Origin of the sequence: Streptomyces sp. 4F14 (assembly GCF_048159485.1) — a bacterium.
Taxonomy (GTDB): domain Bacteria; phylum Actinomycetota; class Actinomycetes; order Streptomycetales; family Streptomycetaceae; genus Streptomyces.
In genome coordinates this window covers 127,266-141,642 of the sequence record NZ_JBLRVY010000027.1, presented here as the reverse complement: position 1 = coordinate 141,642, position 14,377 = coordinate 127,266, and the positions used below count along the sequence as shown (strand labels likewise).

The window sequence follows — 14,377 nt, the reverse complement described above, 5'->3', positions numbered from 1 at the left end:
GTCACCGCCGGTGACTTCGGGGAAACCGATGCCACCGGCGGTGCCGGGCGTCAGAGCTTGTCCGGCGTCCTGATGCCCAGGAGCGCCATGCCCTGGTGGAGGGTGCGGGCCGTGAGGTCGACCAGGAAGAGGCGGTTCTCCTTCTGGGCGGCGGTGTCGGCCTTCAGGACCGGGCACTGGTCGTAGAACGTCGTCAGGATGCTCGCCAACTGGTAGAGGTACGCGGCGAGTTTGTGCGGCTCGTAGGAGGCGGCGACCTCCAGGACCGTCTCCGCGAACTGGTCCAGGTGCAGGCCCAACGCGCGCTCGGCGGGCGCGAGTTCGAGCTCCGGGTGGGCCGTCGGGACCGCGCCGTCCGCCTTGCGCAGGATCGACTGGATACGGGCGTACGCGTACTGGAGGTAGACCGAGGTGTCGCCGTTGAGGGACACCATCTGGTCGAGGTCGAACTTGTAGTCGCGCACGGCGGACGTCGACAGGTCGGCGTACTTCACCGCGCCGATCCCGACGTACCGGCCGTTCTCGACGATCTCCGCCTCCGTGAGGCCGATCTTCTCCGCCTTCTCACGGACGACGGCGGTCGCGCGGTCGACGGCCTCGTCGAGGAGGTCCTCCAGCTTGACCGTCTCGCCCTCACGCGTCTTGAACGGCTTGCCGTCCTTGCCGAGGACCGTGCCGAAGGCGAGCTGGAACGCCGTGATGTCGTCGCTGAGCCAGCCGGCGCGGCGGGCCGTCTCGAAGACCATCTTGAAGTGCAGGGACTGGCGGGCGTCGACCACGTACAGGAGGTTGTCCGCCTTCAGGTTGAAGACGCGGTCGCGGATCGCCGAGAGGTCGGTGGCCGCGTAGCCGAAGCCGCCGTCGGACTTCTGGACGATCAGAGGGACCGGGTTGCCGTCCGGGCCCTTGATGTCGTCGAAGAAGACACAGAGCGCGCCCTCGGAGCGGACCGCGACGCCGGACTCCTCCAGCAGGCGGCACGTCTCGTGGAGCATGTCGTTGTAGCCGCTCTCGCCGACGATGTCGGGGTCGCGGACCTCCATGTCCAGCTTCTCGAAGACCGAGAAGAAGTAGATCTTCGACTCGTCGACGAACTTCTGCCAGGCCGCGAGCGTGGCCGGGTCGCCCGCCTGGAGGTCGACCACCCTGCGCCGGGCACGCGTCTTGAACTCGTCGTCGGAGTCGAAGAGTTTGCGCGCGGTCTTGTAGAGGCGGTCCAGGTTGGACATCGCCTCCTCGCCGGTGATCTCGCCGTCCTTGTGGTCCAGTTCGTGCGGGTGCTCCTCCAAGTACTGGATGAGCATGCCGAACTGGGTGCCCCAGTCGCCGATGTGGTGCCTGCGGACGACGTTCTCCCCGGTGAACTCCAGGAGCTGGACCACCGCGTCGCCGATCACCGCCGAGCGGAGGTGGCCTACGTGCATCTCCTTCGCCACGTTCGGCTGCGCGTAGTCGACGACCGTCGTGCCCGGGTGCGCGGCGTGCGGGACACCGAGGCGGCCGGTGTCGTCCGCGTAGCGCGCCGCGAGGTTCTCGGTGATCGCGCGGTCCGCGATCGTGATGTTGAGGAAGCCGGGGCCCGAGACCTCGATGTCCTTGATCACGGCGGAGCCCGCGTCGGGGGTTGTCAGGTTCGCGACGACCTGCGTCGCCAGCTCGCGCGGGTTGGCCTTCGCCTTCTTCGCCAGCGCCAGGACACCGTTGGCCTGGTAGTCCGCCCGGTCGCTGCGTCGCAGCAGCGGGTCCGCTCCGGCTGCCTCCGGCAAGGTGGCCGAGAGGGCGGACGCGAGATGCTGCTGGACGGAGTCGCTCAGGGACGTGACCGAGGCCATGGAGTGGGTGCCGTTCTCCTCGTGGGGATGGATATACCTCTCCAGTATCCCATGGGTGGTAAAGCGGTTTTCGGGGCTCGTGGTCACGCGGGGTCAGCGCCGTAAGGAGTACATAAACGTCTACTTCGGCTGATGTGTGGGTCTGGTGTACGAGTCCGGGCGGCATTGCCTACTGATCAGTTGCCCACTGTCATGTTGACCATGAAGCCCCCCACCATCTCTGTGAGACTCCGGGCCGCGCTGGTTGCTTCCGCAGCCGCCGGGCTCGCGTTCGCCACCGCTTCCAGCGCCTCCGCCGCCCCCACCTACTCCGGCCCCTCCTTCGGCTCCGCCCACCGCGTGACCACCGGCGCCGACGGTCAGAAGTACGACCTCAGGCTCGGCGCGTTCAACACCCTGCTGCCCGCGTCGGGCGGGACCGTCGACGTCGCCGGGTACGGATACAACCGGGGGCAGGGCATCTTCCTGGCCTTCTGTGTCGTACCCAAGGGTGTAGTGGTCGGGCACCCTGAGACGTACACCACTCTGCCTACGCCCTGCCTCGGGGGACGGGAGTCCACCGACGGGTCCGCCCGTCGGATCACCGACACGGGTACGGGTACTCCAGGGGTAACCCTCCCCTACCAGGAGGGCGGGTCCTTCCTGACGAACCTCAAGATCAAGCCGCAGATCGCCGACGGGGTGACCTGCGGGGTGAACGGGGTGCGGTGCGCGATCGTGACCCGGGCCGACTTCACCGCCACGGCCGACCGGTCGTACGACCAGTACATCCCGGTGGACTTCGCGCAGTGAACTTCGGCTGAGGTTTCCCCGTCTTCATCGGCGTCCCCCTTGAGTACTACCGGGGGCGCCGATACCCGTTTTCGTGGTTTGGGTGCCTCCTGGGAGAATGGGACGGTCAGCCGTGATTCCCCGAGGAATCCCAGAACACAGAGGACGTGCCGATCGTGGCTCAGAGCACCGAGACCACCGACTGGGTCTCCCGTTTCGCGGACGAGGTCATCGAGGAGTCGGAGCGTCGGGCCCCCGGCAAACGAGTCGTCGTCGCGTCGGGTCTCTCCCCCTCCGGGCCGATCCACCTGGGCAACCTCCGTGAGGTCATGACCCCCCACCTGGTCGCGGACGAGATCCGCCGCCGGGGCCGCGAGGTCCGCCACCTCATCTCCTGGGACGACTACGACCGCTACCGCAAGGTCCCGAACGGCGTCCCCGGCGTCGACGAGACGTGGGCCGAGCACATCGGCAAGCCGCTGACCTCCGTACCGGCGCCGGCCGGATCGGCGTACCCGAACTGGGCCGAGCACTTCAAGGCCGCCATGGTCGCCGCCCTCGGCGAGCTGGGTGTCGAGTTCGACGGGATCAGCCAGACCGAGCAGTACACCTCCGGCGTCTACCGCGAGCAGGTGCTCCACGCGATGCGCCACCGCGCCGACATCGACGCGATCCTCGACCAGTACCGCACCAAGAAGGCCCCCGCCAAGCAGTCCCAGAAGCCCCTGGACGAGGCCGAGTTGGAGGCCGCCGAGGGGTCCGGCGCGGCCGGTGAGGACGACGGGTCCGCCGGATCCGCCGGATACTTCCCGTACAAGCCGTACTGCGGCAACTGCGAGAAGGACCTCACGACCGTCACCGCCTACGACGACGACAGCACCGAGCTGACGTACACGTGCACCGCGTGCGGCTTCGGCGAGACCGTGCGGCTCAGCGAGTTCAACCGGGGCAAGCTGGTCTGGAAGGTCGACTGGCCGATGCGGTGGGCGTACGAGGGCGTCGTCTTCGAGCCGTCCGGCGTCGACCACTCCTCGCCCGGCTCGTCGTTCCAGGTCGGCGGGCAGATCGTCGGCATCTTCGGGGGCGAGCAGCCGATCGGGCCGATGTACGCGTTCGTCGGGATCTCCGGCATGGCGAAGATGTCGTCCTCCAAGGGCGGGGTGCCCACGCCCGGGGACGCGCTGCGGATCATGGAGCCGCAGCTGCTCCGCTGGCTGTACGCGCGCCGCCGTCCCAACCAGTCCTTCAAGATCGCCTTCGACCAGGAGATCCAGCGGCTGTACGACGAGTGGGACAAGCTGGTGGGGAAGGTCGCCGACGGCTCGGCTCTTCCGGGTGACGTCTCCGCGTACACCCGTGCCGTCGGTACGGCTGCCGGTGAACTGCCGTCCACCGCACGGCCGTTGCCCTACCGCACCCTCGCCTCCGTCGCCGACATCACCGCCGGGCACCAGGACCAGGCGCTGCGGATCCTCTCCGAGCTGGACCCGGCTCACCCTCTGGTAGCCCTCGACGACGTACGTCCCCGGTACGACAAGGCGGAGGCGTGGATCAACACGCACGTCCCCGCCGACCAGCGGACCATCGTGCGCGCCGAGGCCGACGTCGACCTGCTCAAGTCCCTCGACGAGGCGTCCCAGCAGAGCCTGCGGCTGCTCCTGGAGGGGCTGGCCTCGAACTGGTCCCTCGACGGGCTCACCCACCTCGTGTACGGGGTACCCAAGGTGCAGGCCGGGTTCTCCGCCGACGCGGGGCCCAAGGAACTGCCGCCGGAGATCAAGACGTCCCAGCGGACGTTCTTCGCGCTGCTGTACCACCTGCTGGTGGGGCGTGACACCGGACCCCGGCTGCCCACGCTGCTGCTCGCCGTCGGGCAGGAGCGGGTCCGGGAACTGCTCGGGGAGTAACAGGGCGTGAAAAAGGGGCTCCTGGTGACAGGGGCCCCTTCTTGATGCCTCTACGCGATGTGGTCGTCCATGACCTCCGCCGTGTGGCGGTTCTGGAAACGCAGGACCATACGCTTCGCCTCGGCGTCCGAGAGCGTGATGCCGTGCGTGGCCTCGACGTTGTCGCCGAACTCGCGCGGGGTGGGGTAACTGCCGTCTATCGACTGCTTGAAGACGGTGTAGTACGCCTCCTCGTCGGGCGCCACGGGCTCTGTGCCGCCGCCCTCGCCGAGTTCGCGAGTGCGGCCGGGACCTGCCGGGATCGGGAAGGTACCCGTCTCCTCCGGCGAGGGTTCCTCGGCCGGGGGCTCCTGCTGGTACTGGGCCTCGTACTGCTCCGCCTGGACCTGCTGGGCGTACCAATCGGCGTACGCCGCCTCGGGGTTGTAGTTGGGGTCGTAGCCGCCCTGGTACTGGACCTCGGCGGGGGCCTTCTGGAACCAGGGGCTCTCCTCGGGGCCCTCCTGCTCCGACTGGGGCTGCCCGGCCGGGAGTTGCTGCTCGCCCTGCTGCGGCTCCGGGTCCTGCTTCCGCAACGTCTGCTGCTGTACGGCCTGTTGGGGCTGCGGCCCGGCCTGCGCGGGGAGTTGGGGACGCTGCTCCTCGGGTGCCGGAGCCAACGGGGCCGCCACCACGGGGAGTTCCACCGCCTGCGTCGGCGGCAGCAGGCGCGGTTCGATGCCCGCCGCCGACAGGCCCGCCGGAGCCGTCTCCGCGAGAGGGACGCCGTACCGGGCCAGGCGCAGCGGCATCAGGGACTCCACCGGGGCCTTGCGGCGCCAGGCGCGGCCGAAGCGGGAGTGCAGACGGGCCTGGTAGACGAGACGGTCCTGTTCGAGCTTGATCGCCTGGTCGTAGGACCGCAGCTCCCAGAGCTTCATACGGCGCCACAGGAGGAACGTCGGCACCGGGGAGAGCAGCCAGCGCGTCAGGCGGACGCCCTCCATGTGCTTGTCCGCCGTGATGTCCGCCATCCGGCCGATCGCGTGCCGGGCCGCCTCCACGGCGACCACGAACAGCACCGGGATCACCGCGTGCATACCGACACCGAGCGGATCGGGCCAGGCCGCCGCGCCGTTGAAGGCGATCGTCGCCATCGTCAGCAGCCACGCCGTCTGCCGCAGCAGCGGGAAGGGGATGCGGATCCACGTCAGGAGAAGGTCCAGGGCCAGCAGGACGCAGATACCCGCGTCAATGCCGATCGGGAACACGTAACTGAAGTTCCCGAAGCCCTTCTTGATCGCCAGCTCGCGCACCGCCGCGTAGGAACCGGCGAAGCCGATACCGGCGATGATCACGGCGCCGGTCACGACCACGCCGATGAGCACGCGGTGCGTCCGGGTCAATTGGATCGGCGCGGCCACCCGTTACTCCCCTTCGCTTTCCTGTCGTTGCGCGCAACAGGGTGGCACATGTGTGCGGCGTACGTGGCGCCGGACCGTCAGCTCTTCGCCGAGGACGCGGACACGGACGGGGCCGCCGAGGGCTTCGCCGACGGGCTCGCCGCAGGTGAACTCGGTTGCGCCGCACCGCCGTTGGCCTTCTTCACAGCAGCGACGACTTCCTTCGCGGTCTGCTGCGCGAGCTTCATCAAGTCGGCCGGGTCCGGAGCCTTGTCGCCCGCGAGACCGGCACCGTTGTAATCGACCGTGATGACGATGTTCTCGGCGCGCGTCACCACCGTCTGCTGCTTGAAGGCGCCTTCCTTCTTCTTCTGGTCGTAGCTGACCGCCGTCGCGGCGTCGCCTATCCCGGCCGCCGCGCTCGACTTGACGTTCGTCGCGCCCTGCACCGACTTCGCGTCGTTCAACTGCCGGGCGAAGTAGTCCTGCGCCTGCTTGTCGGCGTCCCCCGCAACGGAGTTGGAGTCGAAACGCAGCAACGAGACGCTGAGCCAGCGGTACTGCGAGCCCTTCACGCCGTTGTCGCTCAGGCTGTCCCAGGTGCAGCCCGAACGCACCCCCGCCTCGCCCGACGCCGACTTCTTGCCCGCCTTCGCCTTCGGGACCGTGTCGTCGAGGGTGCCCTCCGACACGACCTTGCAGGCGTCCGGCAGCGTGGCGTACACCGCCGCCTTCAGCGTGGGGGACGGAGAGGCGCTGTCACCCGGCGTGGTCCCCGTACCCCCGGAGGACGACTGCTGCGAGTCACCCGCGTTCGCGGCGCTGCCGCCACCGCCGTCCGAGTCCGAGGAGCAGCCCGCCGCGAACAGCAGCACCGGGAGTGCCCCTGCCGCGAGCGCCCGGTTCAGGCTCCGGGCACGCTTCGTCCGCCGGTCGTGCTGGTCGTCTCGCTGGGCTCGTCGCTGCATGGTTCCTTCACTCATGACGCTGGTGGTTCCTGCGGGTCCGAGGAGCCACCGTACGCGGTGAAGAAGCTGTGCGGTCTCGATTCGATCTCTTCGCGGGTGGATGGACGGCGGGTGACGGGACGGTCCGTCAGCCCAGCCTGTCGGCCAGTTGAGCCGCGAGTTTCCGGGCCTTGTCCTGCATTTCCTCACTGTCCGGGACCGCGCCGAGGGTCGCCGGCTGCTCCTCGTACTGGACCGTCACGATCACGTTGGACGTGCGGAACGCCACAGTCACCGTGCGCTGCTTCGCCGTCGAGCCGGAGTTCGTGAGGGCGTCGTCGATGAACGCCTCGTCGCCGAGGTCGTCCAGGACACGGGGCTGTACCTCTGCGGTAGGGGTGGGGGAGGGAGAGGCGCTCGTACTGGGGGAGGCGCCGGCGCTGGGGGTACCGCTGGGGGTACTGGGGGTACTTGAGGGGGACGCCACCGTCGGGCTCGGGGACGCCGGAGCCGGGAGATCCGCCGCGTCCTGCTTGCGCGCGAACAAGGTCTGCGCCTGCGCGTCGTCGCTCACCGCGCTGGCGTACGAGACCACGCGCTCGAAGTCCACCGACAGGTGGTCCGTCGCCGCCGTCGACTCCACCTTCCAGCGGCAGCCGACCCGACGGTCCGTGTCGTACGTCAGGGAGGGGGTACCCGCGTACGCCTTCTGCTGCTGCGCCGGGTCCATCAGCTGCTTGATGCCCGGCAGGAGCGCGTCCAGCGTGTTCCGGGCGACCGCGCCGCACGCCTCCGGGAGCGTCGCGTACCGGCCCGGCTGCGCCGCCGCGCTCGTCGTACCGCTGTCGCCCGGGTTCGCGTCGTCCGTCGAACCGCCGTCGTCCGAACCGCCTGTGCAGCCGGCCAGCAGCGCCGCGAGGAGGACTGCCGCGCCGGGGACGTACGCCTTGCGCTGCACGGGGGGCTCCTTAAGGGTGATCCCTGCGAGGGTTTCCGGTGGGGGGTACCAGTGTCCCCCGCCGGGAATTCCAGTTGCCGGGCTGGGGTGACACCTGACGACAATGTGTATCGCACGCGACACCGCGGACGCCGGTCCGGCATCCGTTTCGTCGGCCCTGACGCCGGTTTTGCGTATCCGGTCGTTTGCCGTTCTTCGTCGCGTTCGCGATCTTTTATGTTCATGGGGGAATGAGGGAAGTCATGTCGTACGTGGAGATGCCGGGCGCGCAGGTGCCCATCCGGATGTGGACCGACCCCGCCGGCGTCGAGGACGTCGCGCTCCAGCAGCTGCGCAACGTCGCGACACTGCCGTGGATCAAGGGACTCGCCGTCATGCCCGACGTCCACTACGGCAAGGGCGCGACCGTCGGGTCCGTCATCGCGATGCAGGGGGCCGTGTGCCCCGCCGCCGTCGGGGTGGACATCGGGTGCGGGATGTCGGCCGTCAAGACCTCGCTGACCGCGAACGATCTGCCGGGGGATCTGTCCCGGCTGCGGTCGAAGGTCGAGCAGGCGATTCCGGTGGGGCGGGGAATGCATGACGATCCCGTCGATCCGGGGCAGTTCCATGGGCTTGCCACTGCTGGGTGGGACGGGTTCTGGGGGCGGTTCGAGGGGGTGGCGGATGCGGTGAAGTTCCGGGAGGAGCGGGCCGTCAAGCAGATGGGGACGCTAGGAGCCGGGAATCATTTTGTCGAAGTTTGCGTGGATATGTCCGATTCGGTTTGGTTGATGTTGCACTCCGGGTCCCGCAACATCGGCAAGGAACTTGCCGAGCACCACATCGGGATCGCGCAGAAGCTGCCGCACAACCAGGGGCTCGTCGACCGGGACCTCGCCGTCTTCATCGCCGAGACCCCGCAGATGGCCGCCTACCGCAACGACCTCTTCTGGGCGCAGGAGTACGCCAAGTACAACCGCACCCTGATGATGGCGCTGCTGAAGGACGTCGTCCGCAAGGAGTTCAAGAAGGCGAAGCCGACCTTCGAGCCGGAGATCTCCTGCCACCACAACTACGTGGCGGAGGAGCGGTACGACGGGATGGACCTGCTGGTGACCCGCAAGGGCGCGATCCGTGCGGGCTCCGGGGACTACGGGATTATCCCGGGGTCCATGGGTACGGGGTCCTACATCGTGAAGGGCCTCGGCAACCCCCTCGCCTTCAACTCCGCCTCCCACGGCGCCGGTCGGCGGATGAGCCGCAACGCCGCCAAGCGGCGGTTCTCCGTCGCCGACCTGGAGGAGCAGACGCGGGGCGTGGAGTGCCGCAAGGACTCCGGCGTCGTCGATGAGATCCCGGGAGCTTACAAGCCGATCGACCAGGTCATCGACCAGCAGCGGGATCTGGTGGAGGTCGTGGCGAAGCTGAAGCAGGTGGTGTGCGTCAAGGGATGACGTGTGCGGGGTCCCCGGCCGGTGCCGGGGACCCTGTTCAGCGTTCGATCGGACCGGCTGCTCTGCCTGTGCGTAGGCGCCACAGGCGGAGATTGCAGCTTTGAGTGGTCCTGCCCAGCACTTCCGCGGCGGTCGTTGGGCTATTGAGTTCCAGCAGGACGAGGTCCTCGTGTTCCGTCCAGCGGCGTGTTGTGTAGGCGGCCCTCATGCCTGCGGGACGTTCCCAGGCCGAGAGAGGTTCGGCGGAGGCGCGTTTGCGCTCCAGCGCGAGGCAGCCTGGGTAGTAGAGGTCGGCTGCCAGCTTCTGGGCGCTTTCTTTTGTGTAGAGGATGTTGTAGATGTCGTCGCGTGCGTTGCGTTTGAGGGTGCGTTCGGCTCCTGTCACGTCGCGTGCGTAGTCGCACAGGTGGGATGCGATGGCGGTGCTCGCTGTGGTGAGGGCGACGAAGGGGAAACCCTGGCTGGTGAAGCCGACCGAGCCGTCCGCGTCGATGAGGCCGCGTAGGTAGTCACGGGGCTCGTAGGGAGCGTTCGGCGGGGCTATCGTCTTGGACTTTCGGCCGTAGGGCAGACCGAGTTCGTTCAGCGTGGTTCTGGCCTCCAGGGAACAGAGGCTCCAGGTTGCCGAGGTGTGGACCTCGGCGAAGTTTGTGGAGCGGGTGCGTTCCCTGATGCTGCTGTTGTAAGGCGTCAACTTCTGGAAGCTGCGGAGCAGTTCGATGTCCTTGGCGCTGATCTCGACGTGCAGGCGTCCTTTCCGGCCTACCCCTTGGGCGAGGTGTCCGTCCGCCTGCAAGAAGCCGAACATGTACGCGTACTCGGGGACCGTGAGGTCCATGAACCGGTGGGTCGTAGGCTCGCGCTCAGTCATGGGGAAGCGTCAACTCCCGTGCTGGTCAGGCACTCTGTCGGGGTGTCATCCGGCGGAGTGCCGTCGATCTGGTGTCGTGGTGGCGAGCCTAGGAGGTTTGTTCTTGGATCGATCGGGTGATCGATGTAGTTCATCTGTTCGAGTTAGTGGTGGGTCGTTTCTTCGGGGAAATGCCCAAGGGGCTACTTCGCGTGGCGGACCGCGTAGATCATCACGAAGGCGATGATGTGGATGACGAAGAAGAAGTACGCCAGGTAGATCCAGACCTGGCGTTCGTTCTTGGTCTCCCGGGCGATGCGGCGGAGTTCGGCGGCGCGTTCGGGGGAGACTTCGGCCGGGTCGTCCGGGGCGGTGTCCGGCATCACAGGTCCCTGTGGATCTTTGTGTTGGATGCCTGGGCTCGGGGGCGGAGGATCAGGAGGTCGACGTTGACGTGGCTGGGGCGGGTGATGGTCCAGGTGATGGTGTCGGCGACGTCGTCCGCGGTGAGGGGGGCGGCTACGCCCTCGTAGACCTTTGCCGCTTTTTCCTTGTCGCCGTTGAAGCGGGTCAGGGCGAATTCGTCGGTCTTGACCATGCCGGGGGCGATCTCGATGACGCGGACCGGTTTGCCGACGATCTCCAGGCGGAGGGTTTCGGCGAGGACGTGGGCGCCGTGTTTCGCGGCGACGTAGCCGGCGCCGCCCTCGTACGTGCCGTGGCCGGCCGTCGAGGAGACGACGACCACCGTGCCGTCGCCGCTCGCCTCCAGCTTGGGCAGGAGGGCCTGGGTGAGGTTGAGGGTGCCGATGACGTTGGTCTCGTACATCGTGCGCCAGTCGGCGGGGTCGCCGGTCGCCACCGGGTCGCTGCCGAGGGCGCCGCCCGCGTTGTTGACGAGGACGCCGATCGTGTCGAAGGCGGTCGCGAACTCGTCCACCGCCGCGCGGTCGGTGACGTCCAGGGCGTACGCCGTCGCGGAGCCGCCCGCGTCGGTGATCTCCTTCGCCAGCGCCTCGATACGGTCCTCGCGGCGGGCGGTGAGCACCACGCGGTAGCCGGCCTCGGCCAGCTTGCGGGCGGTCGCGGCGCCGATGCCGCTGCTCGCGCCGGTGACTACGGCGATGCGGGACGCGGGGGAGGGCATGGACGGCTCCTGGGGTGGGCGGGCGTGGCTCTTCCAGGGTAGGCGGGGTGCTTCACCTGTTGGGCGGTGCCTGTCCTGTGGGGCTCGTGGGATACATCCCGTACGACCCGTACGACCTTCGGTGGACCGAGGAGTGATGGCATGCGCAGGGTTCTGACGGCAGTGGTGGCTGGGGTGGCGGGTCTGGTGCTCGGGGGTGGGGTCGCGGTGGCTGGTCCTCAGGGGGGAGGGGTAGTGGGGGAGTGGGGGGTGGCTCCCGAGGCCGACCTCTCGTACCACGGGGCCGCCGTCATGGACGGGGGACGGATGGAGGTGCGGGTCGCCCCGCGCAATCACGGGCCCTCCGGGGTGGCGGACTCCGCCGTACGGCTGCGGTGGTCCGTGCCGCTCGCGGCGGGGGTGCAGCGGCTGCCGGGCGGGTGTGTGCGGGTGGGGGCCGCGGAGGTGGTGTGCCGGACGGGGCCTCTGGCGGCGGACGCGGCGGGGGAGCGGATCGAGGTGGGCGTACGGCTGCGGGGGCGGCCCGAGGAGGTCGTCCTGGAGGTGGAGACGGCGTGGAGCGGGGGGACGGTGGACCGGAACCGGGGGAACGACCGGCAGCGGGTGCTGGTGCTGGAGACGGGGGACGTCTACTACTTCTGAGGGACGAGGACCGTTGAGGGGCGGGGCCGACGGGGTTCTACCGAGGGACGGGCTCCTTCTGGGGGGCCAGGGTCGCGTCGTAGCTCTCGCGGGCTACGTGGACCTCGTCCATGTGGGTCTCCGCCCAGTCCTTCACGGCCGTGAGGAGGTGGGCGAGGCTCTGGCCCAGGGGGGTCAGCTCGTAGTCGACCCGGACCGGGACCGCCGGGGTGATCTCGCGGGTGAGGATGCCGTCGCGTTCCAGGGCGCGCAGGGTCTGGGTGAGCATCTTGGGGCTGACGCCGGCCAGTTTGCGGGCGAGGTCGCTGTAGCGCAGGGAGCCGGGGGCGAGGGCGCAGACGACGAGGCTGACCCATTTGTCGCTGAGCCGGGCGAGGAGCTGGTTGGTGGCGCAGCCCTGGATGAAGGCGTCGTACTCGACGCGGGCCTGGGCGCGGCGCTGGGCCGCCGTCATGGTCGCCATGTCTCACCTTCCGGGGAGATACGCACTCGTAGGTAACTACTTCCCGCTGGATAGTAGCTCTTCCTAGGGTCGTGGCAGCGGTACGGGGGTCGTCCCCGACCGGCCCCAGGAATCAGGGAGTTGCTGTCATGCGTGCTGTTGTGGTCCGGGAGTTCGGTGGGCCCGAGGTCGTGGAGGTCGTCGAGACGGAGGTGCCCGAGCCGGGTGCGCGGGAGGTGCGGATCCGGGTGACCGCGGCCGCGCTGAACCCTGTCGACGCCGGTGTGCGCAGTGGCGTGTTCGGGGGCGCGGGGAAGCAGGTCGGGCTCGGCTGGGACGTCGCCGGGGTGGTGGACGCGGCGGGTGTCGCGAGCGCGTGGGCGCCGGGTGACCGGGTCGTGGCGCTCGACCATGGGATCGCCGAACCGCTGGGCGCGCAGGCGGAGTTCGTGGTCGTCCCCGTCGACGCGGTCGCGGTCGCGCCGGCCGGGGTCGACGATGTGCACGCGTCCACCCTGCCGTTGAACGCGCTGACCGCCCTCCAGGGCCTGGACGCGCTGGAGTTGAGGGCCGGGCAGTCGCTCCTGGTGACCGGGGCCGCGGGGGGTGTGGGGGCGTTCGCCGCTCAACTCGCCGCGCATCGGGGGGTGTCGGTGACGGGGCTGGCCCGGGAGCGGGACGCCGAGTACGTCCGGGGGCTCGGGGACGTGGAGTTCACCGGCTCCGTGGTGGGGGAGTACGACGCCGTGTTCGACGCGGCCGTGCTGGGCGGGACGGCGCTCGGGTGGGTGCGGGACGGGGGTGCCTACATGGGGGTGATACCTCAGGGGGAGCCCGCTTCCGTGCGGGGTGTGCGGACCGGTGCCGTGCAGGTTGTCGCGGACGGGGCGCAGTTGGCCGGGCTGGTGAAGCTGATGGAGGAGGGGGTGCTGACGACCCGGGTCGCGGGGACGTACGGCCTGGAGGAGGCGGGGGCCGCGCACGCGCGGTTCGGTGAGGGCGGGGTCGGGGGGCGGCTGGTGCTGGTCCCGTAGGGGGAGGGGCGTACGACTTCAGGTGAGGGCCTGGACGTACGCCTCCGGGGGTACCCCCAGGGTCCTGGTGAACGCGCGGATCAGGTGGGACTGGTCGGCGTAGCCGAGGTCGGCCGCGAGGGCGGGCCAGTCGGGGGCGGGGGCGTTCGCCGCCCGGTCGAGGGCCTCGTGGAGGCGGTAGCGGAGGATCGTCCACTTCGGGGTGACGCCGACGTGGGTGGCGAAGAGGCGCTGGAGGGAGCGCGCGGAGAGACCGGCGTCCGCCGCGACGTCCGAGACCCTGCGGAGGTCCCGGGACTCACGGATCCGCTCGACGAGGCGGGTGGCCAGGGGGATCTGGGGGTCGGGGGTGAGGGGGAGGGCGAGGAAGTGGGCGTCGAGGACGGCGGTCCGGGCCTCGTCGTCCGCGGGGGTGGTGAGGTCCAGGGCGGGGAGGAGGGCGGTGAGGTCGGGGAGGGCAGGGGGGAGGCTAGTGCGGGGGTCGGTGAGGGGCGCGGGGGAAGCTTTTCGGGACGGCTCCGGCGCCGCGCCCTGCACGATCACTTCGTCCGCTGCCTCCGGCGCAGCTCTGCGTGCTGCCTTCGACCTCGTTTCGTCCGCCGGAGCCTCCGGCGCCGCTCCGCGTCCCGCCTCCGTCAGCTCCACCACCCGCCCCGTCCACCACGTCGCCGGTACCCCCGGTGCGAGTGCCCTGATCGCCCCCGGGCGGAACTTCACCCCGCACACCCTCCCTCTCCCGGTGAGGGTCCTGGTGTACAACCCCCGGGGGATGCCGGTCAGCTCCGCGTACGGGGTGCCCCCGGCCTCGTCCCTGTCCTCGTCCCACTGGAAGGTGACATTGATCGCCGGGTGGGGGATCACTCTTGAGGTGTATGAGGTAGGCAGGTCCCAGTCGATCAGCCAGTAGCGCTCGATGTACGGGCGCAGTGGCGGCGCGGGGAGCCGGCGGCGGAAGCGGACGTGGGTCAGCAGGGCCGCCGGGTCGACGATGCCTCGGGTGTCCTGGGGGGCCGCCATACGGGGATCGTA

At 69.4% G+C, this 14,377-nt stretch carries 14 protein-coding genes; 5 read left to right on the top strand and 9 right to left on the bottom strand.

Going from position 1 to position 14,377, the window contains the following annotated elements; translation table 11 throughout:
- Window positions 1-50: 50 nt before the first annotated feature.
- Window positions 51-1,832, bottom strand: coding sequence for an arginine--tRNA ligase (argS, locus tag ACLZOT_RS36870; RefSeq protein WP_416973515.1), 1,782 nt, complete (start codon window positions 1,830-1,832; stop codon window positions 51-53).
- A gap of 201 nt (window positions 1,833-2,033) precedes the next feature.
- Between argS and ACLZOT_RS36865 the strand changes: the two genes are divergently transcribed.
- Complete coding sequence (locus ACLZOT_RS36865; protein ID WP_416973514.1) at window positions 2,034-2,624, top strand: hypothetical protein; 591 nt, start codon at window positions 2,034-2,036, stop codon at window positions 2,622-2,624.
- A gap of 146 nt (window positions 2,625-2,770) precedes the next feature.
- On the top strand, window positions 2,771-4,510 hold the full coding sequence (gene lysS, locus ACLZOT_RS36860; RefSeq protein WP_416973513.1) for a lysine--tRNA ligase: 1,740 nt from the start codon (window positions 2,771-2,773) through the stop codon (window positions 4,508-4,510).
- 50 nt (window positions 4,511-4,560) lie between these two features.
- On the opposite strand, the gene ACLZOT_RS36855 is transcribed toward lysS, so the two are convergent.
- The 3 genes from ACLZOT_RS36855 to ACLZOT_RS36845 all read right to left on the bottom strand — a co-directional run bounded on the left by ACLZOT_RS36855 (window position 4,561) and on the right by ACLZOT_RS36845 (window position 7,797).
- A complete protein-coding gene (locus tag ACLZOT_RS36855; protein ID WP_416973512.1) occupies window positions 4,561-5,913 on the bottom strand; it encodes a DUF2637 domain-containing protein in 1,353 nt (450 codons plus the stop codon).
- A gap of 77 nt (window positions 5,914-5,990) precedes the next feature.
- Window positions 5,991-6,875, bottom strand: a complete 885-nt coding sequence (locus ACLZOT_RS36850; RefSeq protein WP_416973511.1) for a DUF3558 domain-containing protein — start codon at window positions 6,873-6,875, stop codon at window positions 5,991-5,993.
- Between the two features lie 112 nt (window positions 6,876-6,987).
- Window positions 6,988-7,797, bottom strand: a complete 810-nt coding sequence (locus ACLZOT_RS36845) for a DUF3558 domain-containing protein (protein WP_416973510.1) — start codon at window positions 7,795-7,797, stop codon at window positions 6,988-6,990.
- Window positions 7,798-8,039: 242 nt separating this feature from the next.
- Here ACLZOT_RS36845 and ACLZOT_RS36840 point away from each other — a divergent pair, with 242 nt between their 5' ends.
- Window positions 8,040-9,233: an RtcB family protein gene (locus ACLZOT_RS36840; RefSeq protein WP_416973509.1), complete on the top strand. Its 1,194-nt coding sequence runs from the start codon at window positions 8,040-8,042 to the stop codon at window positions 9,231-9,233.
- A gap of 37 nt (window positions 9,234-9,270) precedes the next feature.
- Here ACLZOT_RS36840 and ACLZOT_RS36835 read toward each other — a convergent pair whose 3' ends face one another.
- From ACLZOT_RS36835 to ACLZOT_RS36825, 3 genes are all read right to left on the bottom strand, one after another.
- The gene (locus ACLZOT_RS36835) at window positions 9,271-10,071 is read right to left on the bottom strand and encodes an LAGLIDADG family homing endonuclease (RefSeq protein ID WP_416973508.1); all 801 of its coding nucleotides are present in this window, start codon (window positions 10,069-10,071) and stop codon (window positions 9,271-9,273) included.
- A gap of 215 nt (window positions 10,072-10,286) precedes the next feature.
- Complete coding sequence (locus ACLZOT_RS36830) at window positions 10,287-10,466, bottom strand: hypothetical protein (protein ID WP_416973507.1); 180 nt, start codon at window positions 10,464-10,466, stop codon at window positions 10,287-10,289.
- A complete protein-coding gene (locus tag ACLZOT_RS36825; protein ID WP_416973506.1) occupies window positions 10,466-11,230 on the bottom strand; it encodes an SDR family NAD(P)-dependent oxidoreductase in 765 nt (254 codons plus the stop codon). Before ACLZOT_RS36825 ends, ACLZOT_RS36830 begins: the two co-directional genes overlap by 1 nt.
- Before the next feature lie 141 nt (window positions 11,231-11,371).
- Between ACLZOT_RS36825 and ACLZOT_RS36820 the strand changes: the two genes are divergently transcribed.
- Window positions 11,372-11,872, top strand: a complete 501-nt coding sequence (locus tag ACLZOT_RS36820; RefSeq protein ID WP_416973505.1) for a hypothetical protein — start codon at window positions 11,372-11,374, stop codon at window positions 11,870-11,872.
- 37 nt (window positions 11,873-11,909) lie between these two features.
- Here ACLZOT_RS36820 and ACLZOT_RS36815 read toward each other — a convergent pair whose 3' ends face one another.
- Window positions 11,910-12,335: a winged helix-turn-helix transcriptional regulator gene (locus ACLZOT_RS36815; protein ID WP_416973504.1), complete on the bottom strand. Its 426-nt coding sequence runs from the start codon at window positions 12,333-12,335 to the stop codon at window positions 11,910-11,912.
- A 128-nt stretch (window positions 12,336-12,463) separates the two neighbouring features.
- Between ACLZOT_RS36815 and ACLZOT_RS36810 the strand changes: the two genes are divergently transcribed.
- Window positions 12,464-13,348, top strand: coding sequence for an alcohol dehydrogenase catalytic domain-containing protein (locus ACLZOT_RS36810; protein ID WP_416973503.1), 885 nt, complete (start codon window positions 12,464-12,466; stop codon window positions 13,346-13,348).
- Window positions 13,349-13,366: 18 nt separating this feature from the next.
- On the opposite strand, the gene ACLZOT_RS36805 is transcribed toward ACLZOT_RS36810, so the two are convergent.
- Entirely contained in the window at window positions 13,367-14,365 is a 999-nt protein-coding gene (locus ACLZOT_RS36805) for a DUF6597 domain-containing transcriptional factor (protein ID WP_416973502.1), read from the bottom strand.
- Window positions 14,366-14,377: the final 12 nt, after the last annotated feature.